This window comes from Nocardia testacea NBRC 100365 (genome assembly GCF_000308775.1).
GTDB lineage: Bacteria > Actinomycetota > Actinomycetes > Mycobacteriales > Mycobacteriaceae > Nocardia > Nocardia testacea.
The window spans coordinates 1-24,494 of record NZ_BAGJ01000098.1; the positions used below are offsets into that span (position 1 = coordinate 1).

Genomic DNA, 24,494 nt, shown 5'->3' on the forward strand with positions numbered 1-24,494 from the left:
CCGGCGACAGCGGGGTGGTCGCGGCCGCCTCGGCGGGCAGGATCTTCGTGGCGGCGGGCGGCACCGGGTCGACCGGTTCCGGCGCCCGGCCGGCGGCCACCTCCTCGAGCATGACCTGCGCCTCGTGCATGGTGGGACGGGTGGCGACCTCGGTCGCCAGCAGTCGCATCAGCACCGGTCCCAGCGCACCCGCCCCGGCGGGCGGTTCCACCTGTCCCCCGGCCACCGCGTGCAGGACCGCCAGCGGATTGTCACCGTCGCCGAACGGCGGGCGGCCGGTATGCGCGTGGTAGAGCGTGGATCCCAGGGCGAAAACATCCGAGGCGGGTATCGGCTGCTCACCGCGGGCGACCTCGGGGGCCAGATACGCGGGTGTGCCGGCCAGGAAACCGGTGGCCGTCACGGTCACATCGCCGGTGGCGCGCGAGATGCCGAAATCGGTGATCTTCACCGTACCGTCATCGCCCACCAGCAGATTCGCCGGTTTCACATCGCGGTGCACGATTCCGGCGTCGTGGGCGGCGGCGAGCGCGGCGGCCGCCTGGGCGCCGAGTTTGGCGACCTCGAGCGGGCCCATGGTGCCGTCGAGATTCAACCGGCTCGCCAGGCTCGGCGCGTTCATGTATTCCATGACCAGCCACGGCTGGCCGTCCTCCTCGGCGACGTCGAACACCGAGATGGCATTGGGGTGGTGCAGGCGCGCGGCGATCCGGCCTTCGCGCAGCGCGCGTTTGCGCGCCTCCGAGGTCTGCTGTTCGGTCAGGTTGGGTCCGAGCAGCACCTGTTTGACCGCGACGGTGCGCTGGAGCCGGATATCGAGCGCCCGCCACACCACACCCATGGCGCCGGTGCCGATGGGATCCGTGAGCCGATACCGTCCGGCGATCAGCCGATCCTTGGTCATCTCTGTCGTGGCCCCTTCTGTTCGCCGCCGAGTCTTCCAGCACTCCGCGCGTCACAGGCGGCTGCCTACGGCTCCGCTCCGGCCCGGCGCGCCCGAACTCCCCCGACAACATTGTCGAGACTTCTGATTCGGCGGTAACCTCAGCGGAAATTCCCGGAAATCCTACGCTCCGGCGCCCGGAAGCCGCGCGGGCAGTAGGGGTTTACCGACCCCGTCGCACCCTGATCACCTGCGTTTTCGATCTCTGACGGCGGTTCGGGGCGGCCGGGCCACCACGCGAGTGATCACAATCACATTGCCCGCAGGTTTATCCGCGCTCAGACATTGAAGTACTTCGCCTCCGGATGCAACAGGACGAACGCGTCGGTGGACTGCTCCGGATGCAGCTGCAGTTCCTCCGACAGCGTCACCCCGAGCCGACCGGCGTCGAGCAGATCCACCAGTTTGGCGCGATCCTCCAGATCCGGGCACGCGCCGTACCCGAACGAATAACGGGCACCGCGGTAGCCGAGGGAGAAGTAGTCGGCGATATCGGCCGGATCGGACTCGGCGATCGCGTGACCCTCCAGGGTGAGCTCCTCGCGGATACGCCGGTGCCAGTACTCGGCGAGCGCCTCGGTGAGCTGCACCCCGATGCCGTGCACCTCCAGATAATCCCGGTAGTTGTCGGCGGCGAAGAGCTGGTTGGCGTAATCGGCGATCGGCTGCCCCATGGTGACCAGTTGGAACGGCAGCACGTCCACCTGCCCGGTCTCGCGGGCCCGCTCGCGCGACCGGATGAAATCGGCGACGCACAGGAACCGGTCCCGCTGCTGACGTGGGAAGGTGAACCGATGACGTTGCGGCGCATCGGGTTCCGGCTCGGTGAGCACCACGACATCGTCGCCCTCGGACACCGCCGGGAAATAGCCGTACACCACCGCGGCGTGCTGTAGCACGCCCTCGGTGCTGAGCTTGTCGAGCCAGGCCCGCAGGCGGGGCCGGCCGTCGGATTCCACCAGTTCCTCATAACTGGGGCCCTCGCCGCCGCGCTGGCCGCGCAGCCCCCACTGGCCGAGGAAGAGCGCCCGCTCGTCCAGCAACCCGGAGTACTCGTGCACCGGGAGGCCTTTGATCACCCGGGTACCCCAGAACGGCGGCACCGGGACCGGCAGATCGGCGGCCACATCCGATCGGGCGGGCACCTCGACCGGTGTCTCGGCCGCCCGCCGCTGTTCGGCGATCCGGCGCGAGCGCTCGTGCCGCGCTTTGCGTTCGGCCGCCTTCGCACGCGCGGCCACCGCCTCCGGGCTGTTCGGATCGGGACCTTCACCACGCTTTTGCGACATGATCTCGTCCATCAGCCGCAGGCCCTCGAAGGCATCCCGGGCGTAGTGCACCTCGCCCTCGTAGACGTCGGTGAGATCGTTCTCCACATACGACCGGGTGAGCGCGGCACCGCCGAGCAGCACCGGGAACTGGTCGGCGACGCCGCGGGAGTTGAGCTCCTGCAGGTTCTCCTTCATCACCACGGTGGATTTCACGAGCAGCCCGGACATGCCGATCACATCGGCCTTCTTGTCCAGCGCGGCATCGAGGATGGTCGCGATGGGCTGTTTGATGCCGAGGTTCACCACTTCGTAGCCGTTGTTGGACAGGATGATGTCCACCAGGTTCTTGCCGATATCGTGCACATCGCCCTTGACCGTGGCGAGGACGACGCGGCCCTTACCGCTGTCGTCGGTGGCCTCCATATGCGGTTCCAGGTGGGCGACCGCGGCTTTCATGACCTCCGCCGACTGCAGCACGAACGGCAGCTGCATCTGTCCGGACCCGAACAGCTCGCCGACGGTTTTCATCCCGGACAGCAGGGTCTCGTTGATGATCTTCAGCGGCGGCACTTCCCGCATGGCCTCGTCGAGATCGGCTTCCATCCCGGCCCGCTCACCGTCGACGATGCGCCGCTCGAGCCGGTCGAACAGCGGCAGCGCGGCCAGTTCGTCGGCCCGTGAGGCGCGGGAGTCGGCCGTGGACACACCTTCGAACAGCTGCATGAGTTTCTGCAGCGGGTCGTAGCCCTCGCGCCGACGGTCGTACACCAGGTCCAGGGCCGTCTCCCGCTGCTCGTCCGGGATCCGGCTCATCGGCAGGATCTTCGAGGCGTGCACGATGGCGCTGTCCAGGCCGGCCTGCACGCATTCGTGCATGAATACCGAGTTCAGCACCTGGCGCGCGGCGGGGTTGAGGCCGAAGGAGATATTCGACAGCCCCAGCGTGGTCTGCACCTCGGGGTGCCGGCGTTTGAGTTCCCGGATGGCCTCGATCGTCTCCAGGCCGTCGCGACGCGACTCCTCCTGTCCGGTGCCCAGGGTGAAGGTGAGGGTGTCGATGATGATGTCGCTCTCACGCAGACCCCAGTTGCCGGTGATATCGGCGATGAGCCGTTCGGCGATGGCGACCTTGTGCTCGGCGGTACGGGCCTGGCCCTCCTCGTCGATGGTCAGCGCGACCACCGCGGCGCCGTGTTCGGCGACCAGGGCCATGGTCTGCCGGAACCGGGAATCCGGGCCGTCGCCGTCCTCGTAGTTGACCGAGTTCACCGCGCAGCGCCCGCCCAGATGTTGCAGGCCCGCGCGCAGCACCGGCGTCTCGGTGGAGTCGAGCATGATCGGCAGCGTGGAGGCGGTGGCCAGCCGGGACGCCAGTTCCGACATATCGGCGGTGCCGTCACGGCCGACGTAGTCCACGCAGAGGTCGAGCATATGGGCGCCGTCGCGGGTCTGGTCCTTGGCGATATCCAGGCATTTCGCCCAATCCTGGGCGAGCATCGCCTCCCGGAACGCCTTGGAGCCGTTGGCATTGGTGCGCTCCCCGATCATCAGCACGCTCGCGTCCTGCCGGAACGGCACCGCGGTGTACATGCTCGAGATGCTCGGCTCGGGTTCGGGCGTACGACGCTGCCCGATGGGCGCCAGTCCGGTCTCGACCTCACGGACCGCCTCGGCCACCTGGCGAATATGTTCCGGGGTGGTACCGCAGCAGCCGCCGACCAGGGCCAGGCCGTAGTCGGCGACGAACCCGCGCAGCGCGGTGGCCAGCTCTTCCGGGGTCAGCGGGTACTCGGCGCCGTGCGCGCCCAGCACCGGCAGGCCCGCGTTCGGCATCACCGACACCGGGATGCGCGCGTGCTGGGACAGGTAGCGCAGGTGTTCGCTCATCTCGTCCGGACCGGTGGCGCAGTTCAGGCCGATGAGGTCGATACCCAGCGGTTCGAGCGCGGTCAGCGCCGCGCCGATCTCACTGCCGACCAGCATGGTGCCGGTGGTCTCCACCGTGACGTGGGTGATGATCGGGATCCGGCGCCCGGCCCGCTCCATCGCCCGCCGGGTGCCGTTGATCGCGGCCTTGACCTGGAGCAGGTCCTGGCAGGTCTCGATCAGGACCGCGTCGGCGCCGCCGTCGAGCATGCCGAGCGCGGCCTCGGTGTAGGCGTCACGCAGGTCCGCGTACGGCGCGTGGCCGAGGGTGGGCAGTTTGGTCCCGGGGCCCATGGAGCCGAGCACGTACCGCGGCACGCCGTCGGGGCCCGGACCCATCTCGTCGGCGACCTCGCGGGCCAGCCGGGTGCCCTTCTCCGAGAGAACCCGGATCCGGTCGGCGATCCCGTAGTCGCCCAGGTTGGGCAGGTTGCAGCCGAAGGTGTTGGTCTCCACGGCGTCGGCGCCGGCCTCGAAATAGGAACGATGGATATGCCGCAGCACCTCGGGGCGGGTGTCGTTGAGGATCTCGTTGCAACCCTCCAGCCCGCGGAAATCGTCGAGCGTGAGGTCCACGGCCTGCAGCATCGTGCCCATCGCGCCGTCACCGATCACGACACGCCTGGTGAGAGTGTCGAGCAATGTGGTATCGAACTCGGCGGAGCGGGAGGCAGACATGGATTCCAGACTAGTGTGCGCCTCTGTCACGGTGTCGCCCCGCTTCCTGCCCTGTGCGGGCGACCACAACCGGCGACGCCGCCGACAGGCGCGGCGGGACCGATACTGCGCGCCGGTGGCGCCCCGCCCCGTAGGCTGGCAGGGGTGAGCTCGAGTGAATCTCCGGTGGATCGGGAACTGCCCGCACTGCGCGACCCCGTGCTCGTTGCGGCCTTCGAAGGCTGGAACGACGCTGGTGACGCCGCCAGCGGCGCGGTGGAGCATCTGGAGTTGATCTGGGATGCGCGGCCGCTGGCCGAACTCGATTCCGAGGACTATTACGACTACCAGGTGAACCGGCCGATGGTCCGGCAGGTGGAGGGTGTCACCCGGGAGATCGTCTGGCCGGCGACCGTCCTGTCGGTGTGCTCCCCGCCCGGCAGCGATCGCGATGTGGTGCTGTTACGCGGTATCGAACCGAATATGCGGTGGCGGCGCTTCTGCGCGGACCTGCTGGAGTTCATCGATCAGCTCGGCGTGCAGACCGTGGTGATCCTCGGTGCGCTGCTCGCCGATACCCCGCACACCCGGCCGGTGCCGGTCACGGGTTCGGCCTACAGCAAGGAGGCGGCGGAGCAGTTCGGCCTCGAGCAGACCCGCTACGAGGGTCCGACGGGCATCACCGGTGTGCTCCAGGACCAGTGCGTGAAGGCCGGGGTCCCGGCGGTGTCGTTCTGGGCCGCGGTGCCGCACTACGTATCGCAGCCGCCGAACCCGAAGGCGACGATCGCGCTGCTGCATCGGGTCGAGGATGTCCTCGATATCGAGGTGCCGCTGCGGGAACTGCCGCAGCAGGCCGAGGAGTGGGAGTCGACGGTGAACGAGATGACCGTCGCCGACGACGAGATCGCCGAATACGTGCATTCGCTGGAGGAGCGCGGCGACGCCGCGATCGACGTCAACGAGGTGATGGCCAAGATCGACGGCGACGCCCTGGCCGCCGAATTCGAGAAGTACCTGCGCAGACGAGGACCCGGCGGCTTCGGGCGCTGAGGGGGTACGCCGGGCCGCCGGGCCCTCGCTTCAGCCGGCCACCGACCAGATGCGGGCGGCGGCGTCACTGGCCAGTTTCGCGATGAGCAGTTCGCGTGGAATCGTCTGGCCGGTGAGGTGATCGAGCGAGGGAACCACCACGTGGTGGGCGTCCGCCCGCTGGAGTTCCCGGGTCAGTTCGGCGAACGCCGTCCCGTCACCGGGACGCGATTCGTGGAACGTCGCGGCGAAGCACAGTCCGCGGGCCTGCGCCAGCTCACGTAGCGCGGCCTCCATATCGTCACCGTCGCCCGCGGCCAGATCGTCGCGTAAATACCCGTATACCAACGCTTCCACCCGAACCTCCTGAATCCTTCCCCACACGGGGGCGGGGGACCATTTCCTGCTCCGGGATCTCCTCCCCGCATTCGCGGGGGTGTTGCTTGAACCGGTACGAAGCCGGTCCGATTCGAGCATGACCCACGCGTGACAACGGCAGAAGAGGTCATGCGGGGGACATCTGAATGCCCTCTGGGGTCCACGGAAAGTTTGCTGGTGCAATACTGGCCGCGTGACTGCTGCTGAAGATCGTCCGCTGTGGGCCATCCGGATGCGCTCGGAACGCGATGCGCGTGGGTGGTCACAGGCGGACGCCGTCCGCGCCCTGCGCGCCAAGTCGTCCCATAATCTTCCCACCGACAGCACCCTGCTACGCAATTGGCGGCGTTGGGAATCCGGCGAATCACGGCCCGACGATTTCTACGCGCCCCTCATCGCGGCCGCCTTCGATTCGGTGGCCGCCGCGTTCTTCCCGAAGGCCCGCCCGAGCCGCGACGACGAATTGCTCACCGCCACCGGGATGGACACGCTCGAATTCATGGGACGCCTACGGATGTCCGATATTTCGACGGCGACCCTGGACGCGGTGCGGATCACCGCGCAGCGGCTGTGCTGTGACTACGCCTCGACCGATCCGCACGAACTCCATCTCGAGGCCGCGGGCTGGCTGCGCCGCATCGCCGCGCTGCTCGACAGCCGGCTCACCCTGGCCCAGCACAAGGAGGTCCTGGAACTGGCCGGCTGGGTGGCACTGCTACTGGGCTGTCTCGAATACGATCTCGGCCGGCGCAGCAGCGCCGAGGCCACCCGGCGCGCGGCCCGGTCGCTGGGGCAGGAGGCCGGGCATACCGAGATCATCGGCTGGAGTTCGGAACTGGCGGCCTGGTTCGCGCTGACCCAGGGCAACCATCGCGGAGTCATCCAGGCGGCCGAAGCGGTGCCGGCGGAATGCGCGGCCAGCGGGGTGGGTGTGCAACTGGCCGCCCAGCGCGCGAAAGCCTGGGCTCGGCTGGGCGATCGGGCGGCCGTGGACGCCGCCCTGGCCGAGGGCCGCACCCTGCTGAACCGGCTCGGCCACCCCGACGATCTGGAGAATCACTTCGTCGTGGACCCGCAGAAGTTCGATTTCTACGCCATGGACTGCTCCCGGGTCGTCGGTGACGATGCGCGCGCCGAGATGTACGCGCAGGCGGTGCTGGCCGATTCGGTGGCCCTGGACGGTTCGGTACGCAATCCGATGCGGGTCGCCGAAGCCCATCTCACCCTGGCCGTGGTCGCCGCCCGCGGGCGCGATCTGGAACTGGCGGTGGCGCAGGGGCGGCGGGCGTTCGAGGCAAAACGGCGGTCTCTGCCCTCACTGCTGTGTATCGGCAGCGAGGTGGCGCAGGAACTGGTGGAGAACTTCCCCGGTGATCCGCGGACCCGCGCCTTCCTCGACGAGCTCCGGTCGCTCTCGGGTGCATGAATCCACGTCGGACGCGCCGGGAGCCTCCACGTGGAGTGCGCCGGAGTCGCGGGCGGCGGACCGTCACTCGCGGCAGCCCGAGGGGTGACCGGCCCGGCGCGGAGGCACTCGTGAGCCGATGAGACCTGCTGCCGCGGGTCTCACCGGTTACCGCGGCGCGCGGACGGACGGACGGGCCGCCCGACTCGGCAATCCATCACCGGTAGCCGCGGGGTCGGCACAGTCCACGGATCGGCGCCGCCCGCCTCACCCGGTACGCCACTTCCGGAAGCCGGGCAAGGCGGCCGATCCGAATTCCCACCGTTCGTCGTCACGGTGGTCACGTGCCACACATCCCCCGGTCACCGATGGGCAGCGTCGGGCACTCGCGGCGGACACGGCGTACCCGGCAGGGTCTGCAACTCGAAGTGCCACCATTCGTTGTCGAAGGTCCGGCACAGCCCCCAGCGGTTGCCGTTGGCCTCCAGCCAGGCGGCGCCCTCCCGGGGCGCGATATCGACGGCCCGGCCGGTGACATGGGTGGATTCCTCCGGGGGCAGCACCCAGCGCCGGGTTTCCTCCGGGCTCCCGTAGGTGCGCAGGCCCTCCTCCCACATCTCCCGCTGCTCCTGGGGTGTGCGATAGCCCGAGTTGATCGACATCGGCACACCGTGGGCGTGCGCCTCCTGCTCGGCCATGGTGTAGGCCAGGGCCAGCAGCGGGTCCAGGCCCTCGGTGCCCGCCGCGGCCACCTCGGTGAGCGGCGGGACCGGGAACGGCGGCGCGGGAGTGGGGGCCGCGGGCGCGGCGGTGGCGGGCGCGGCGCCCAGTACCGGTCCGGCGGCCGTGGCCGCCAGGATCGCGGCCGTCACAACGATGCGGCGGGGCAGGAGGCGCGCGGGGTCGATCATGTCGAGGATCCTATCGGCACGCACTCGCCGCTCCCGATAAAATTTCCCCTGAGCTGCACAAACGTGACCCAGTCCGGACCACTCAGCGCACCGACCGCAATCTCGCGAACGTCTCCATCAGCACATGCGTGAGGTTGATGACCACCAGGCCCGCGCCCGAATCGAACGCCGCGGCGGCCCGCTGATCACTGGAGACGATGTCGAGCCGGATCCGCCCCTGATCGGCGACGACGGCGTGGACCTGCTCGATCTCGGCCAGGACTGCCGGGTCGGCCGGACCGTTCGCACCCATGGACACCGCTAGGTCGGCCGGGCCGACCATCACGCCGTCGACCCCGGCGGTCGAAACGATCTCCGCGGCATTACGACAACCCGCCGTGGATTCGACCATGGCGAAGACCAGCGTTTCCCGCGCGTCGGCGGCGAGATGGTCGGCCGCGGTCCGCGTCCCGTACCGGCCTGCCCGACCGTAGGTCGCGAAACCACGATCGCCCACCGGTGGGTATCGCGCCGCGTGGACCGCCGCGGCGGCCTGCCCGGCGTCGTCGATATGGGGGACCACCACTCCGGCGGCGCCGTGGTCGAGGACCCGCTGGATCAGCGCGGGTTCCCGCTGACCCACCCGCACGAGCACATCCATGCCGTGCACCTGCGCGGCGGCGATGTGGTGTCGCAACGGGATCAGGTCGGCGGGGCCGTGCTCGCAGTCGATCAGGACGTAGTCGAATCCGGCGACCCCCGCCATCTCGACGAGTTCCTCCGCCGGCGTCCGGACCAGCACGCCGAGCAGCCGCTCACCGTCGCGCAGGCGTCGTTTCATCGCCGTCATCAGCGAGCCACCATTCCGGCCGACAGATCGATATCGGCGGCGCAGAGACCGGGCATGGCCAGCATTGCCAGCACCGCCCGGGCCACCTCGTCCTCGGTGACCATGCGCCCGAGCGCGGCCCGCGAGACGAACGCCCGCTCGGCCTCCTCGTAGCCGGTCCCGGTCCGTTCGGCCTCGAGCCGGAAGTTGCGGTGCATCCGGGCGCTGTCCACCGGACCGGGCGACAGCGAGTTGACATTCACACCCTGCGGCCCCACCTCGGCGGCCAGCGTGGTGGTGAGCCCGATGACCGCCATTTTCGACGCGCAGTAGGGCGTGCGCCGAGCCAGTGGCCGCTTGCCGGAGACCGACGCCAGGTTGATCACGTCGCCGCGGCCCGCGTCGGCCATCGCCGGGACGAAAGCGCGGCACAGCAGGTACACCCCGCGCACATTGACCGCGAAGACGTCGTCCCACTCATCGGGGTCGATCTCGGTGAGCGGCGCGACCGGGCCCGGTACGCCGGCATTGTTGATCAGGATGGAGACGTCCTCGCCGGCGAGTTCGGCGGCCAGCGCGGTCACCGATTCCGGGGACGCGACATCGCACACCGCGGCCCGTATCGATTCCGGATTCCGCGCCACGATCCGATCCAGTTTGTCGCGATCCCGCCCGACCGCGACAACCCGGGCGCCCGCGCCGGCCAGTGCCAGCGCGATGGCCGCACCGAGCCCGCTGCCGCCACCGGTGACCAATGCGGTACGGCCGGCGATCGGGTCGTCCGAAGGCGGGTTCCGGGGAATCGATCCGGCCGGGCCGGCAATTCCGCGCTCTGCGGCAGCATCGCCCCCGCGCCCGGACACCGGACCACCTGCCGCGGCGGGCGGCGTACCACTCACGAGTTCGCTCCGGCGTAGATGTTCGCGGCCCACGGCAGCTCCGCGCCCCCGTATTTGGCGGCGCGCACATCGCCCGAGCGCGCATGCCCCTCGAACAGTTCGACCCGGGCGGCCCGGCCGCACACCTCACCCAGCCGGGCGCTCGACGCCCGGTCGACGACCTCGGAGTAGGTCACCGTCTTCAAGTACTTGCCGACCCACAGACCGCCGGTGTAACGGGCCGAGCCCCGGGTCGGGAGCACATGGTTGGTCCCGATCACTTTGTCGCCGTAGGAGACGCAGGTGCCCTCACCGAGGAACAGGCCGCCGTAGTTGGTCATCTTCTCCAGTGCCTCGCGCGGCGCGCGGGTCAGCACCTCGACGTGCTCACTGGCATAGGTGTCGGCGAGCGCGTAGGCCTCGTCCAGCGAATCGACCACGATGACCTCCCCGTGGTCGCGCCAGGCCGGGGCCGCGAAATCGGCGGTCGGCATACCCGGCAGCAGCGTCTCGACATGGTCGAGGACCCGCCGGCCCAACGTCTCGGAAGTGGTGATCAGGATCGCGGGGGAATCCGGCCCGTGTTCGGCCTGGGAGAGCAGATCGACCGCGACGACGAACGGGTCGGCCGCGTCGTCGGCGATGATCAGGATCTCGGTCGGCCCGGCGAACAGATCGATCCCGACCTCGCCGAAGAGCTGCCGTTTGGCCTCGGCGACATAGGCGTTACCCGGTCCGGCGAGCAGATCGACCCGGTCGATGGTCTCGGTGCCGCGCGCGAGCGCACCCACGGCCTGGACACCGCCCAGCAGGTAGATCTCGTCGGCCCCGGCCAGATGCATGGCGGCGACGGTCGCCGCCGGGATCTCGCCCCGGATGGGCGGGGTGCACGCGGCCACGCTCGGCACCCCGGCGACCTTCGCGGTCACGATGGTCATATGGGCCGAGGCGGTGAGCGGGTAGCGGCCGCCCGGCACGTACGCGCCGACCCGGTCGATCGGGATGTGTTTCTGCCCGAGGTGCACTCCCGGCAGCGTCTCGACCTCGAAATCGGTGAGGGAATCGCGCTGGTGCTGCGCGAAGGTGCGCACCTGCCGCTGGACGAACTCGATGTCCTCGACGACCTGCGGGGGCAATGTGGCGATGATCTCCTCGATCCGGTCCGGGGAGAGCCGGAACGATTCGGGACTCCACTTGTCGAACTGCTCGGAGTACCTGCGCACCGCGGCGTCGCCGCCGAGCCGGATGTCCTCGAGGATGGCGGAAACACGTTCGCCCACCTCGGAGCGGTCCTGGCGGACCACTTCGGCCGGGACCGGCTTCTTCAGAACTACGGGCATGTCGACTCCTGTCGGGTGGTTCGATACCGAGCGACGGCCGGCAGCCAATCGCTCAGAAGTTCGGAAATTCGCTGCGGCACTTCCCAGGTGCACAGATGACCGGCGCCGGCGATCGTCTCGAAGCGGGATCCTTCGATCGCCGCAGCGATGGTGCGGTGGTATTGACGGGGGCACAGGGCGTCGTCGTCCGCGGAGACGACCAGCGCCGGACAGTGCACGGCACCCAGGGAGGGGACCGAATCGAAACGGTCGGCCTGTGCCCGCAGCTGGCTCTGGAATCGGGCCGGCCCGACGCGCAGTGCCATCGCGACGAAACGGTCGACCAGTTGCGGTGTGCCGGACAGTTCGCCGAACATGGTGGGCGCGACGACCTCGCGCACCACGGTCTCGAACTCCCCGCGCGTGGTGCGGAAGGCCATATCGTGCCAGGAGCGGTACTGGGTGGCGGTCGGGGCGTGCGGATTCGTCGATATCGCACAGAATCCGAGGATTCGCTCCGGCGCCCGGCGCAGCACCTCGAACCCGGCGATCGCACCCAGGCTGAGTCCGGCCAGGACGAAGGGCCCGTCCACCGCGCTCAGCACCTGCTCGGCCATCCCGGAGATGGAGGGCGCGTCGATGGCGCCGGGCACCGCGCGAAAACCCGGCCCCGGGTCCACCTCCGCCCACAACTGCGCGTCGCACAGCATGCCGGGGACGAAGACGACGGGTATATCGGCGGTCATCTCAGCGCTTCCGCCGCGGCACCAGCGCGTACGGCGCGAGGTAGCCGTTGTGGTCGAGGGCGTCGCCGGCGTCGGCCGCCGCCTTGACGACCTCTTCGTCCCAGGTCAGCCGGACCCGGCCGTCACCGCTGTTGACCACGAGCAGGAGTGCGGTCCGCCCGCCCACGTTCCGGATCGACCGGTAGGCGCCGGCCGGGACCGACAGCATGTCCCACTCGCCGAGCCGGACGGTGCGGGCATCGACGCCGCGGTTGAGGGTGACCTCCCATTCACCGTCCTTGACCATCAGCACCTGACGTTCGGGATGCCGGTGCGCGGAGATACCGGCGCCCGGCTCGGCGCGCAGCCACGCGATATTGTGCCCGTGCGGATTGTGGATCCGCGGCACCTGGGTCGCGTCCTCGGTCATGCCGTAGCCGATCACCAGGCCGAGTTCGACCCCGCCACCGGGCAGCGCGGAATCGAGCAGCGCGCGCCCGGACCATTCGATGTTCTCCGGGGTCGCGATCCGTTCCCGCATCTGGTCGACCGTGAACGGACGCAGCTGCGCGATCTGTTCGTCGCTGATCGGTTCGACCAGTTCGGCGTCGTCGGGGATCTCGTCCCCGGCGACGGTATCGATGAGTTTGTTGTCCGCGGTGAGGTAGAGGCCGTGGCCCTTGGCCTCCTCGAGCACCGAGGGACCCCAGATGATCCCGCCGGTGTCGTCCATACCGAGCGCGGTGAACAGGAAGCCGTCGTCGGGGCCGATATTGGTGAAGCCGCGGAAGATCCAGGTCGGGATGGAGGCGATCTCGCCTTCCCGGAGCACGAGTTCGCCCTGCTCCCCTTGGGCGCCCCAGCGCAGCAGGTACTCACCCCTGAAGCACAGGAAGACCTCGGCGGTGAAGTGCAGGTGCAGGTTGTTGGTGACCCCGTTGGGCATCGCGGCCGCGCCGATCTGGAACCCGTGTGGCTCCCGCAGGTTGACCACCTGACCGGCACTCTGGCTCACGCCGCGCCCGATCATCGAGTAGTTCTCCTTACGGTCCGAGCCCGGTGTCCGGCAATCGATGAACGCCTGATTGCAGGACACGAAGTCGGTGCGCCGGATGGTGTACCGGGCCAGATCCTCGGCGGTGACGGTGACTTCGGCAGACATCTGACCTCTTCTTCTCACGGTGGGCGCTCGGCACTGCGGGCGGCGCAACCACGGGGAATCGCGAATACGACGATGATTTATACGTATGCATCGTGCCGGAACAGGCGCTGTCTGTCAACGCCGGACGATGGATCCCGGTCCGCGTCCACACCGTTTTCCCCGATCATTGGGGCTATTCGCCACAGCGGAACGACCGGCGTTGCCGTTGGCGAACAGGAAGCAGCACGGTCGCCCGCATCGACTAAGATTCGTATTCACACAACCGCACCGGTCGCCTCCGCGGCGGCCGCGCACCCGATCAGGGAGATCCATGCCGATCACGAGCCGCGATGTCGCACGACTGGCAGGCGTATCGCAGCCGACCGTCTCGCGCGCGCTGCGCGGTGATCCACGGGTCGCCGCGGAGACCCGGGCCCGGGTGCAGGAGGCGGTGGCCGCCCTGGGGTATGTGCCCAGCGAAGCCGGACGCAGCCTGGTGACCCGCCGGACCAGACGGATCGGCATCGTGGTCAGCGATCTGACCAACCCCTTCTATCCGCATCTGCTCGGTCCGCTGCACGACGAGTTGGAGCAGCACTCCTACCGGATGATGGTGTTCACCGAGCGGTCGGACAACCAGGTCCCGCTCGAACAGCTGGTGGACGGCTCGATCGACGGAGCAGTCCTGCTGACCAGCAATATCGACTCACTGCTCCCGGGTGAGCTGCAGCGCCGCCGGCTGCCCTTCGTCTTCCTGAACCGCGAGAGCACCCCGCACACCGCCGACGCCGCGGTGGTGGACAACGAGCTCGGCGGGCGCCTGGCGGCCAACCATCTCACCGAGCACGGCCACCGGCGGATCGCCGGAATCTTCGGCCCCGCCACCACCAGCACCGGCCGCGACCGGGAGACCGGGTTCCGCGCCGCGCTCGCCGAGGCGGGGATCGCGTTGCCGAGCGTGTTCACCCGCCGAGGCCCCTTCGAGTTCGAGACCGGATACCGGGCGATGCTGGAACTCCTCGAGGCCGACCCGCGCCCGACAGCGGTGTTCTGCGGTAACGACGTCGTCGCGATCGGGGCGCTCAACGCGGCCCTGGCCAGGGGCGTTAGCATTCCCGGGGACATCGGCATCATCGGCTTCGACAATATTCCGATGGCCGAGTGGGAGGCGTTCCGCCTGACCACCGTGGGTCACGACCTCGACGCGATGGCCGCGGCGGCCGCACGCCTGCTCGTCGAGCGTCTCGAAAAAAAGAACAGCGACGACGGCCCCCGCCGCATCGTCATGACGCCGCAGCTCATCGAACGCGCGACCGTTTCCACCCCGCGCCCGTAACAGCCGACAGTCCGGTGGGCGTCGTTCCCGGCGCACGACCCCGGTCGTCCCGGCATGGCCTCACCCTGGCCTCGACCCGGTCATGCATACGTATCATGACCTCGGCGGACCAGATCGACGCCGCCCCGATTCGAAACGTCGGCACGGCGCTTCACCCGGGCATCTCCGGACTGGTCGAGGCGTCACGCGCCGCGTGACGGCCAGGTAAACCTTCCCCGGCCGACCGGGGGCCACCCCTTGTCATCGAGGAATACATACGCATACACTCACCGGACATTGAGAGCCGCGTTACACCGCGCCGCTTCCCCTCCCTCCCCCGTCCTGTGGGATCACGATCCGAAGGAGTTCAGAGTGAAGCCGAGCCGCCCCCATCGGGCCGAGCCACTCGCCGACCCCGGCGCCCCGACCTCCTGTCCGCCGCAGTCGCGGGTCCGGCGATGACGGCCACCACCGCGCTCCCCGCCCGTCCGGGCCGCCGCGGACATTCCGCCTGGCGCCGGATCGGCGTACCGTACGCGCATCTGGCCCCCGCCCTCGTGGCCATCGTGCTCACGACGATCTACCCGCTGGGCGTCGCCCTGGTGAACAGCTTCCGGCACTGGCGGGTGAACGAGACCCGCGAACCCGAGCAGTTCGTGGGTTTCGCGCAGTACACCAAGGCGCTGACCGACGACACCTTCCACAACGCGGTCTGGGTAACACTGCTCTTCACCGTCATGTCGGTGGTGCTGTCGGTCGGGCTGGGCCTGGCCATGGCGCTGATCCTGAACAACGCGACCTGGTTGAACGGCCTCACCAAGGCGTTGCTCATCCTGCCGTTCGCCATCGCTCCGGCGCTCAAGGGCTACTCGTGGCGGTTCATGTTCAATCCCGACTACGGCGTCTACGACGACATGCTCGACACCCTGTTGCCGTTCACCCGGGACATCAACTGGCTCGGTGAACCGTTCTGGGCGCTGGTCGTGGTCACCCTGAGCGAGATCTGGGGCTGGGCACCGCTCATCGCGCTCATGTTCCTCGGCGGCCTCGGTTCCATCTCCCCGGAGATCCGCGATGCCGCGCGCGTCGACGGCGCCAATGCCTGGCAGGAGTTCTGGCGGATCAAGTTCCCGCTGTTGCGGCCGCTGATCCTGATCGTCGTATTCCTCAAGGCCGTCTGGTCGGTGAAGATGTTCGACCAGGTCGTCACCACCACGGGCGGGGGTCCGGGCCGGGCCACCGAAACCCTGAACTTCTTCGCCTACGAGCAGGGCTTCACCTTCCTCGATATCGGCTACGCCTCGGCCGTCTCGTGGATCCTGGTCGTCGTGCTGGGCGTGCTCGCCACCGGATACCTGATCCTCATGGGTCGGCAGGAGCAGAAATGACCGACACTCTCGAATCCGTCGCCACCGCCGCGCCACCGGCCCCGAAAGCGGTCCGCAGCGGTCCCTCGCTGCTCGGACGCGCCGGTAGCCTGCTGCGGCTGGCCGGCACCCTCGCGATCCTGTTCTTCGTGATGTTCCCGATCCTGTGGCTCACGCTCACCGCGTTCAAACCGGATCGTGAGGTCTTCTCCACCTCGGTACTGTTCCGGCCCTCGCTCGACAACTTCCGGGCGATCATCGGCGGCCAGAACGATCTGGTCGGGCCCATGTGGAACAGCATCATCGTCGCCGTGGTCACCACCGTGATCGCGGTTCCGCTGTCCATGCTCGCCGCCTACGGTTTCTCCCGGTACAGGTTCCCCGGCGCGAAACCGATCCTGCTGGGCATCGTCGCGACCCAGTTCATCCCGGGTGTCGCGATCGCGCTGCCCTTCCTCACCATGTACCGCGACCTCGGCCTGCTCGACACCCATCTTGCGCTGATCATCACCAACCTGGCCATCGTCGTGCCCTACAACACCTGGTTGCTCAAGGGCTTCGTCGACGGCCTGCCCGTCGAGATCGAGGAAGCCGGCCGGCTCGACGGCTGCGGCCAGCTCACCCTGCTGTGGCGCGTGGTCACACCGCTGGCCGCACCGGGGATCTTCGTCGGCGTGGTGTTCTCGTTCCTGTTGTCCTGGAACGAATTCCTCTTCCCGACCTTCCTGGCCCGCAGCAACGCGGTCACCCTGCCGGTCTCGCTGATGACGCTGGACCAGCCCGACGGTGTGCTGTGGGGCCAGATGGCGGCCGCCGGCCTGCTGGTGATGGTGCCGATGATCGTCCTGGCAACGCTGGTGCGTAAGCACTTCGCGCAGGGCATGACCCTAGGAGCAGTCAAGTGAGGGTGCTGTCCGAACGACCGGAACACATGAGATGGGGACGCGCCGTCCTGGCCCTGGTCTTCGCGACCGTACTGGCCGTGCTGGCGGGCGGCTGTACCAGCGCCCCGGAGACCAAGAGCCTGATGGATCAGGTGGCGACGGCACCGGTGGGTCCGGACGGTCTGCTCGACGGTAAGCCCTATGACGGCACCACGATCCGCCTTCTCACCTGCTGCGCGACCGTGCCCCAGTTCGCCGCGCTGCACCAGCGCACCGCGGAGTTCACCGATCGCACCGGTATCGAGGTCGAATGGTCGAATATCCCGTACGCGGCCTATCTGCAGAAGATCGTGGCCGAGAGCGCCATCGGCGGCGGCACCTACGACGCGCTCATCTGGCCGGACGCCTGGGGCCCGTCGCTGAAGATCGGGGTTCAGCCGCTGAACGAGGTCATGGCCGCGCACAAGGTGACCATGGACGATTTCTCCGGTCCGTTCGAGGAGGCCGCGGCCGCCGGTGATCCGGGTACGACCTACGGAATGCCCATTCGTGGCTTCTCCTACAACCTCTTCTACCGCAAGGACATCTACGCGAAGCTGGGGCTCGAACCGCCCACGACCTGGGACGAGTACTACGGCCAGCTCGAGACCATCAAGAAGGCCACGCCCGAATATCCGGTGGCCGGTCAGTTCAACCGGCGTAACGGCCAGAACCTGAACACCTGGCTGTCCATGCTGTGGAGCAACGGCGCGGAACTCCTCGACGCCGAGGGCCGAGCGGCCTTCGACACTCCGGCGGGAGTGGCCGCGACCGAGAAGTACCTGGAGTCGTTCCGCGCGGGCTACAGCCCGCCGGAATCCTCGAACTGGGGTGAACTCGAATCCACCAAGGCCTTCCAGAACGGCGATGCCGCCACTGTGTTCACCTGGTCCTGGCATCTGGAGGATTTCGCGAATCCGACGAAGGCAGCCCCCGAGCTGGCCGGCAATGTGGGCGTGGCGCCGATGCCGGGCTTCCCCGGCCACGAGGCGCAGAGCTACGCCTACACCTGGCTGGCCGGCGTCATGAACACCTCGGACAACCAGGGCGCGGCCTGGGAGTACGTGAAGTGGATGACGAACGCGGCGACCGAGCGCGCCATCACGCTGGACAAATCGTCGCCCGCGACGAGTACCGGGATCACCATGCACGATTCGAACATGCTCGATCCCGCGGTCAACGCGGCCAACAACGGCCTGCCGCGGCTCCAGTACGAGGCCCTGCAATCCGCCCAGGCCATCCCGATGAACCTCGACTGGCCCCGGATCATGGACGTCCTCGCCGTGGCCATCAGCAATATGGCCAACGGCGACGACGTACGCGCGCAACTCACCGACGCGGCCCGCCGGATCGACGAACTCGACTGAGCGATCACCCTCGCTTCCACACGAAAGCCGAATGGATGACTTTGAAAGACAGTGCCTTCCTGCCCTACGCCGAGCCGGAGGAGTTCATCGTCGAATGGACCGACCGTATCTGGGTGCAGCGCGGGGTCGGACTGATCCGGCAGAACTACGCCCCCGACGCGATCGTGCACGGCGCCTACGGCACCGGGGTCGGCGTGGAGCCCGTGGTCGCCTCCACCCTGGCCAAGATCAGCGCCTTCCCGGACCGGGTCGGCCAGGCCGAGGACGTGGTGTGGGAGGCCCGCGGTGACGATGCGTTCCTCAGTTCACATCGCATCTTCAGCAGCGGGACGAACTCCAAGCACACCGTCTACGGTCCGCCCACCCATCGCCGGTTCTCGCACCGGACCATCGCGAACTGCCTCTATCGCAACGGGGTGATGGAGGAGGAGTGGGTGATCCGCGACGAACTCGCGGTGGTCCAGGACCTCGGACTGGATCCGTTCGAGGTGGCGCGCACCCTCGCCTTCCGAGGTTTCACCGGCTCGGCCACTCGCGAGAACGCGGTGCACCCGCTCACCGCCGGTGATTCGGGCGCCCGCCCCGGCACCCACCGCGACGAATGCGCTTTCGTCCTGGACATGTTCGACACCGTGCTGGGTCAGGCCATGTTCCACCGTATCGACGAGTACATCGCCCGCGATATCACCTGCCACACCGTCGGCAACCGCACCCTCACCCGGCCGCGGAACTACCAGGAATCGTGGATGGACCTGCTCGCACCCTTCCCCGACGCCCGAATCGAAGTGCGCGACATCGTGGCCAACGAGTCGGCGCCGCACGGCGGGCTGCGGGTGGGCGTCGTCTGGTGGCTCACCGGTACCTACTCGGGGCTGCCCGTTCTCGGCCCGGTCACCGGGTCCCGGATCGAAATTCTCGGGTCCTCGCAGTTCCGGCTGCGCGAGGGCCGCATCGTCGAGGAGTGGCGGGTCTACGACCAGCTCGCCGTCCTGGCCCAGCTCGCCCGCGCCCGCGGCGACGAACCCACCGCGGCGGCGGCCGCCTCCGCTCCGGAAAGGCAGTGACATGGCAGAAGTCAGTTACCAGAAGGCGACCCGCCGCTACGCGGGGTCCGACAGCGCCGCCGTCGACCGCCTGGACCTCGATATCGCCGACGGGGAATTCCTCGTGCTGGTCGGACCGTCCGGCTCGGGTAAGACCACCGCGCTGCGGATGCTGGCCGGCCTAGAGGACGTCGACGACGGGTCGATCTGCATCGGGGACCGCGATGTCACCTTCGTCCAGCCGAAGGAACGTGATATCGCCATGGTGTTCCAGTCCTACGCGCTGTACCCGCATATGACCGTCGGCGACAATATGGGTTTCGCCCTGAAGCTGAAAGGCGTGCCCAAGGACACCATTCGGCAGAAGGTCGCGGACGCGGCGAAGATGCTGGACCTCACCCCGTTCCTCGATCGCAAACCCAAGGCGCTCTCCGGCGGGCAACGCCAGCGCGTGGCCATGGGCCGGGCGATCGTGCGCGACCCGGCGGTGTTCCTGATGGACGAGCCGCTGTCGAATCTCGACGCCAAACTACGCGTCGAGACCCGCGCCAATATCGCCTCGCTTCAACAGCGGCTGGCCACCACCACGGTCTACGTCACCCACGATCAGGTCGAGGCCATGACGATGGGCCATCGGGTCGCGGTACTGAAAGACGGTGTGTTGCAACAGGTCGCGACCCCGCGCGAACTCTACGACCGCCCGGCCAACGCCTTCGTGGCGGGTTTCATGGGTTCGCCCGGCATGAACCTCAGCACCTTGAGCGTGTGCGCCGACGGGGTCGAGATCGGTGAGTGCACGGTCCCGGTGGCGCGGTCGGCGGTCGCGGAGCTGCGCGAGATCGTGTGCGGGATCCGGCCGGAGACACTGCGGTTGATCGGCGAAGAAGACGAGGGCTTCGCACTCACCGTGGAACTGGTCGAGGAGCTGGGCGCGGATGCGTATGTCTACGGCACTGTGCTGAGCCCGTCGGGGCCGCACCGCGTGAATGTGCGGGTCGACGGCCGGACCCCGCCGCGGATCGGGCAGACGGTACGCGTCGGCGTGCGCAACCACGCGGAAGTGCATCTGTTCCATCCGGACACAGGTGCTCGCCTGGCGGCCTGAGCTGTCCGTTCACCGATGCGCCGACCGGGCAGGGTCCCGGTCGGCGCATTGCGCTGCCCATACACGGCACCGCTTGCGGTGCGCCGGTGCGATTCCCGGATATCCTGCCGGAAATAGCCGGAACCCGCCCCTTCCCCCTATATGAATACGTATGTATTCTAGGCCTCATGCCACTCGATCCGATTGCCTATCAGCCCTACGCCGACCCCGACGACTTCATCCGCGAAGTCACCGATCACATCTGGATCGAGCGCGCGATCGGCCATATCAACGACAACTACGAACCCGACTCGATCGTGCACGGCGTGTACGGCACCTCCACCACGGCACGCGAGGTGATCGAGGGGACGCTCATGCGGATCTCGACCACTCCGAACCGGGTGGGCCAGGCCGAGGACATCGTCTGGGAGGCCCGCGGCGACGACGCGTTCCTCAGCTCGCACCTGGTGCTCGGTACCGACCTGGAGAACATCGAGTACCGCAGCCGCAATATCGCCAACTGCCTCTACCGCCGCGGCCGGATGGTCGAGGAATGGGTCGTGCGCGACGCGCTGTCGGTGGCCCGCCAGCTCGGCCAGGACCCCGACGAACTCGCCCGCCGGCAGGCTTTCCGCGGCTTCAGCGGCTCCATGGCCGGCCCCGCGCCCGCCGATGTGATCACCGAAGGCGGTAGCGGTCCGCGGCCGGATGACTTCCGGCCCGAGGTCGAAATGGTGCTCGAGTTCATCGACTCGGTCTGGAACAAGCGCGAACTGGAACGGGTCGAGCAGTTCTGGATCCGCGATCTGTGGCTGAACACCATCGACGATCGCACCATCGCCCGCCCGGAGGGCTACCGGCGCGCCCTGCTGCGCATGCTGCGGCCCTTCCCCGGCGGCACCTTCGACATCCGGGATGTCGCGGCCAACGATTCCCCCCGTTATGGCGGTCTGCGCATCGCGGTGACCTGGAAGTTCACCGGAAAGTACGACGGGATCGCCGATTACGGCCCGCTCACCGGCTCACCGGTCGAGATCATCGGTATCTCCCAGTTCCTGGTCCAGTCCGGCAAGATCGTCAAGGAGACCCGGATCTACGACGATATCGCCACCCGGTCGCAGATCTACGCCCAGCGCGGCGATGAACCGTATGTGAGCCAGAACATCTACTGATCGCCGTCCGGGTCGCCGCTGTACGCGGCGGCGACCCGATTGCGCAGCAACATCTGCTGCGCCATTCGCGCCAGCTCCCGCGTCGCCGGCGACAGCACGCCCGATTCCCGCTGGACCAGCGCGATGGTGTCGTACAGCGGCGGCGCGAAACCCACCACCCGCACCTCGGGCGGGCAGGCCGAGCTGGTCGCCACGGCGCGGGAGATGATCGTGTCCCCGATCCCCCGGCGCACCAGCCCGAGCGCCGCTTCCACCTGTTCCACCTCGATCAGCGGTTCGATCTTGTGGCCCGCGAGCTGGGCCCGTTCGGCCAGTTGGCGACGGGTCGGTTCCTTCCACCCGTAGTGCGCGTCGTAGAGGATCACCGTGGCGCGAGCGAACTGTTCGATGGTGATCGCGCTCGCCACACGCTCCGGTACGACGGAGGCATAGAGCACCTCGTCCCGGACCAGCGGGGTCACCCGCAGCCCCTCGGCATCTATGGGCAGTACCACCAGACCGGCTTCCAGCCGTCCCTCGGCGACCTCCGCCGCGACCTCGACCGAGTTCATCCCCACCAGCCGGATCCGTACCTCCGGGAAGCGGCGATGGAACTCCTCGGCCAGATCGGACAGCAGATAGTAGGAGGCATTGCGGAGTACGCCGAAGGTGGCCACACCGCCGGTCAGCGACCGCACCGATTTCAGCGCGGCCACCCCGCTGTCCGCCGCGGCCAGCGAGTGTTCGGCATGCGGCAGCAGCGCGACTCCGGCGGCGGTGAGGACCAGTTTGCGGCCGCCGCGCACGAACAGGATGGTCCCGTATTCGTCCTCCAGGGTCCGGACCAGTTCGGAGACCGAGGCCTGAGCGATGCCGAGTGATTTGGCGGCGGCGGTGAACGTCCCGGTCCGGGCGGTCACCAGAAACGCGCGCAGTTGCCGAAGAGTCACAGGGTGATCCTATGCGAAGAGCAGTGACTACCCCCATTGCCCAGGACCGATGCGGTTTCTAGGTTCGAGTCCGTGACCCTCTCGCCTTGGCAGACCTACGGCGTCGCCGACCTCCGCCGGCTCCTCGCGGACGGGACCGTGACCAGCGCGGAGATCATCCGAACGTATCTGGATCGGATCGAGGGCTTCGACGGCGCCGGCTCCCCGCCGCTGAACTCCATCGTCGATATCGACCCCGCCGCGGTCGAGCACGCCCGCGCCCGGGACCGCGAACGTGCGGCGGGCCGGATCCGCGGCCCGCTGCACGGGATCCCCTTCGTGGTGAAAACCAATATCGCCGCGACCGGCCTGCCGGCGACAGCGGGTAATCGTGGGCTCGCCTCCTACCGGCCCCGCGCCGATGCCGCCGTGATCCGCGAACTCCGCGCCGCCGGCGCCATCGTCCTCGCCTCCGCGAACATGTCGGAATTCGCCTGGCACGGCACGTTCACCGAAAGCTCGATCCGCGGTGTCACCGCCAATATCTTCGACACCTCACGCAGTGCCGGCGGGTCGAGCGGTGGGAGCGCGGTGGCGGTGGCCGCGGGTTTCGCCCCGATCTCCCTCGGCACCGATTCCTGCGGCTCCGTGGTGGGACCGGCGGTGCACGCCGGGCTCGTCGGTTTCCGGCCCTCCGGTGGCGCGGTCGGCCGCAGCGGCGTCATTCCGCTGTCCCCGTCCCAGGATGTCGTCGGCCCGATCGGCCGGACCGTGCGCGATATCGCGGAATTCGCCGACGCGATGACAGGCGGCCGGCATTCCTGGCTCGCCGGAGCGGCGGCAACCGATCTCACGGAACTCACCGCCGCCTATTTGACGTGGCCTTTCGATACCCCGTCCGGTCGCCGCGCGTCGCGCGGCCGCGACGGCCGATCCGCTCGATTACGGGCACTCGCCGACCATACGATCGACACGCTCACTCGCGAATACCGGCTGCGCCGCGCCGAGTTGCCCGAACTGGACGCCGCCTACGCCCGTGATGTCCTCACCGACAGCGGATGGACGGACGCGCGGCATTCGATCGACAGATTCCTCGAACAGACCCCGGCCCGGTACGAGCCGGCCGCCGGTGCCCGGCCGGGATCCCGGCCCGACCTCGCCGATCTACTCACCACGACGGCCCTCGACCACGACACGGCCGCGGCCTGGCTGGCGGCGCCACCGATACCGAACCCTGCGCACAACGCGGCCCTGGCGAAACAGCGCGCCGGGCGCCGGGCGCTCACCGAATTGCTCACCCGCCGCGGCGTCGACGTGCTCATCTATCCCACGGCCTCTGATATTGCGCACCCCGGCTGGGCCGGGACCGCCGCGGCCGGCATCGCCTCGAACACCGGCGCGCCCTCGGTGCAGGTGCCCATCGGCGCGGTCGCGGGGCTCCCCATCGGCCTGACGGTCACCGCGGCACCCGGCCGGGACATCCGCGCGCTGGCGGTCGCGGCGGCCCTCGAGGCGGTGGTGACAGACGCGGTACGTCCGCCCCGAATCGGAAATTGAGGCCGTACTGTTGCCGATCTCGGTGGGTTCGACCGGTCGCCGAATCAGCGAATGCGGACGATGTTCCAGCATGAAGCGGTGCTGAGCCGCCACCCGGTCGCGGAGTTCTCGGGGGATGAGCGGGTCCGCCTCAGGCGAGTGCGGTGCCCGGACCCCGGCCGCGCGTAACCATTGCCGACCGGCGTGGAAGTGCGGATTATGGCGACCCACCGGACCGGGCCCGGGCTCCTGGGTGCCGCGCGCTGCGCCCGCCGCGGACGAGTTCGCCCGGCACCGGCGCCCCGGCCTCTCACCCGTAGCGGGTGAGGAACCGGCGTTCGACCGGCCCTAGGGTCGATTCGGAAGCGTACTCACCCTTGTTGAA

Annotated in this window: 20 protein-coding genes; 10 read left to right on the plus strand and 10 right to left on the minus strand. The window is 68.6% G+C overall.

Annotation, left to right across the window (positions count from 1 at the left end):
* Both ON38_RS14150 and metH read right to left on the minus strand, forming a co-directional pair.
* Positions 1–904 (minus strand): serine/threonine-protein kinase (locus tag ON38_RS14150; protein WP_039825254.1); only part of this gene is annotated, 904 nt, incomplete at its 3' end.
* A 317-nt stretch (positions 905–1,221) separates the two neighbouring features.
* Positions 1,222–4,818: a methionine synthase gene (gene metH / locus ON38_RS14155; RefSeq protein ID WP_039825255.1), complete on the minus strand. Its 3,597-nt coding sequence runs from the start codon at positions 4,816–4,818 to the stop codon at positions 1,222–1,224.
* 144 nt (positions 4,819–4,962) lie between these two features.
* Here metH and ON38_RS14160 point away from each other — a divergent pair, with 144 nt between their 5' ends.
* Positions 4,963–5,850, plus strand: a complete 888-nt coding sequence (locus tag ON38_RS14160; RefSeq protein WP_030521346.1) for a PAC2 family protein — start codon at positions 4,963–4,965, stop codon at positions 5,848–5,850.
* 30 nt (positions 5,851–5,880) lie between these two features.
* Here the strand turns inward: ON38_RS14160 and ON38_RS14165 are convergent, their stop codons facing one another.
* On the minus strand, positions 5,881–6,186 hold the full coding sequence (locus ON38_RS14165) for a hypothetical protein (protein ID WP_039825256.1): 306 nt from the start codon (positions 6,184–6,186) through the stop codon (positions 5,881–5,883).
* A 214-nt stretch (positions 6,187–6,400) separates the two neighbouring features.
* Here ON38_RS14165 and ON38_RS14170 point away from each other — a divergent pair, with 214 nt between their 5' ends.
* Positions 6,401–7,633, plus strand: coding sequence for an XRE family transcriptional regulator (locus ON38_RS14170; RefSeq protein ID WP_245564038.1), 1,233 nt, complete (start codon positions 6,401–6,403; stop codon positions 7,631–7,633).
* Between the two features lie 341 nt (positions 7,634–7,974).
* On the opposite strand, the gene ON38_RS14175 is transcribed toward ON38_RS14170, so the two are convergent.
* The 6 genes from ON38_RS14175 to ON38_RS14200 all read right to left on the minus strand — a co-directional run bounded on the left by ON38_RS14175 (position 7,975) and on the right by ON38_RS14200 (position 13,415).
* On the minus strand, positions 7,975–8,523 hold the full coding sequence (locus ON38_RS14175) for a M15 family metallopeptidase (protein ID WP_051164730.1): 549 nt from the start codon (positions 8,521–8,523) through the stop codon (positions 7,975–7,977).
* Positions 8,524–8,605: 82 nt separating this feature from the next.
* Positions 8,606–9,352, minus strand: coding sequence for an HpcH/HpaI aldolase family protein (locus ON38_RS14180; RefSeq protein ID WP_039825257.1), 747 nt, complete (start codon positions 9,350–9,352; stop codon positions 8,606–8,608).
* Complete coding sequence (locus tag ON38_RS14185) at positions 9,352–10,086, minus strand: SDR family NAD(P)-dependent oxidoreductase (RefSeq protein WP_245564039.1); 735 nt, start codon at positions 10,084–10,086, stop codon at positions 9,352–9,354. Before ON38_RS14185 ends, ON38_RS14180 begins: the two co-directional genes overlap by 1 nt.
* A 140-nt stretch (positions 10,087–10,226) precedes the next feature.
* Entirely contained in the window at positions 10,227–11,549 is a 1,323-nt protein-coding gene (hisD, locus tag ON38_RS14190) for a histidinol dehydrogenase (RefSeq protein WP_039825258.1), read from the minus strand.
* Positions 11,540–12,274 carry an alpha/beta fold hydrolase gene (locus ON38_RS14195; protein WP_039825259.1) on the minus strand — a complete coding sequence of 245 codons (735 nt, stop codon included), beginning with the start codon at positions 12,272–12,274 and terminating at the stop codon, positions 11,540–11,542. The genes hisD and ON38_RS14195 overlap by 10 nt, the downstream gene beginning before the upstream one ends.
* A gap of 1 nt (position 12,275) precedes the next feature.
* A complete protein-coding gene (locus tag ON38_RS14200; protein ID WP_039825260.1) occupies positions 12,276–13,415 on the minus strand; it encodes a cupin domain-containing protein in 1,140 nt (379 codons plus the stop codon).
* Between the two features lie 310 nt (positions 13,416–13,725).
* Between ON38_RS14200 and ON38_RS14205 the strand changes: the two genes are divergently transcribed.
* From ON38_RS14205 to ON38_RS14235, 7 genes are all read left to right on the plus strand, one after another.
* Positions 13,726–14,730 carry a LacI family DNA-binding transcriptional regulator gene (locus tag ON38_RS14205; protein ID WP_039825261.1) on the plus strand — a complete coding sequence of 335 codons (1,005 nt, stop codon included), beginning with the start codon at positions 13,726–13,728 and terminating at the stop codon, positions 14,728–14,730.
* Positions 14,731–15,167: 437 nt separating this feature from the next.
* Entirely contained in the window at positions 15,168–16,097 is a 930-nt protein-coding gene (locus tag ON38_RS14210) for a carbohydrate ABC transporter permease (RefSeq protein ID WP_051164732.1), read from the plus strand.
* The gene (locus ON38_RS14215) at positions 16,094–16,981 is read left to right on the plus strand and encodes a carbohydrate ABC transporter permease (RefSeq protein ID WP_051164735.1); all 888 of its coding nucleotides are present in this window, start codon (positions 16,094–16,096) and stop codon (positions 16,979–16,981) included. Before ON38_RS14210 ends, ON38_RS14215 begins: the two co-directional genes overlap by 4 nt.
* A complete protein-coding gene (locus ON38_RS14220) occupies positions 16,978–18,366 on the plus strand; it encodes an ABC transporter substrate-binding protein (protein ID WP_157181773.1) in 1,389 nt (462 codons plus the stop codon). The genes ON38_RS14215 and ON38_RS14220 overlap by 4 nt, the downstream gene beginning before the upstream one ends.
* Positions 18,367–18,401: 35 nt before the next feature.
* Positions 18,402–19,430, plus strand: coding sequence for an ester cyclase (locus ON38_RS14225; protein WP_039825263.1), 1,029 nt, complete (start codon positions 18,402–18,404; stop codon positions 19,428–19,430).
* A gap of 1 nt (position 19,431) precedes the next feature.
* The gene (locus ON38_RS14230) at positions 19,432–20,514 is read left to right on the plus strand and encodes an ABC transporter ATP-binding protein (RefSeq protein ID WP_039825264.1); all 1,083 of its coding nucleotides are present in this window, start codon (positions 19,432–19,434) and stop codon (positions 20,512–20,514) included.
* Positions 20,515–20,681: 167 nt separating this feature from the next.
* On the plus strand, positions 20,682–21,665 hold the full coding sequence (locus ON38_RS14235; protein WP_039825265.1) for an ester cyclase: 984 nt from the start codon (positions 20,682–20,684) through the stop codon (positions 21,663–21,665).
* On the opposite strand, the gene ON38_RS14240 is transcribed toward ON38_RS14235, so the two are convergent.
* A complete protein-coding gene (locus ON38_RS14240; protein ID WP_039825266.1) occupies positions 21,659–22,594 on the minus strand; it encodes a LysR family transcriptional regulator in 936 nt (311 codons plus the stop codon). The genes ON38_RS14235 and ON38_RS14240 overlap by 7 nt on opposite strands.
* A 72-nt stretch (positions 22,595–22,666) precedes the next feature.
* Between ON38_RS14240 and ON38_RS14245 the strand changes: the two genes are divergently transcribed.
* Positions 22,667–24,130, plus strand: a complete 1,464-nt coding sequence (locus tag ON38_RS14245) for an amidase (protein WP_051164737.1) — start codon at positions 22,667–22,669, stop codon at positions 24,128–24,130.
* The last annotated feature ends 364 nt before the right edge of the window (positions 24,131–24,494 follow it).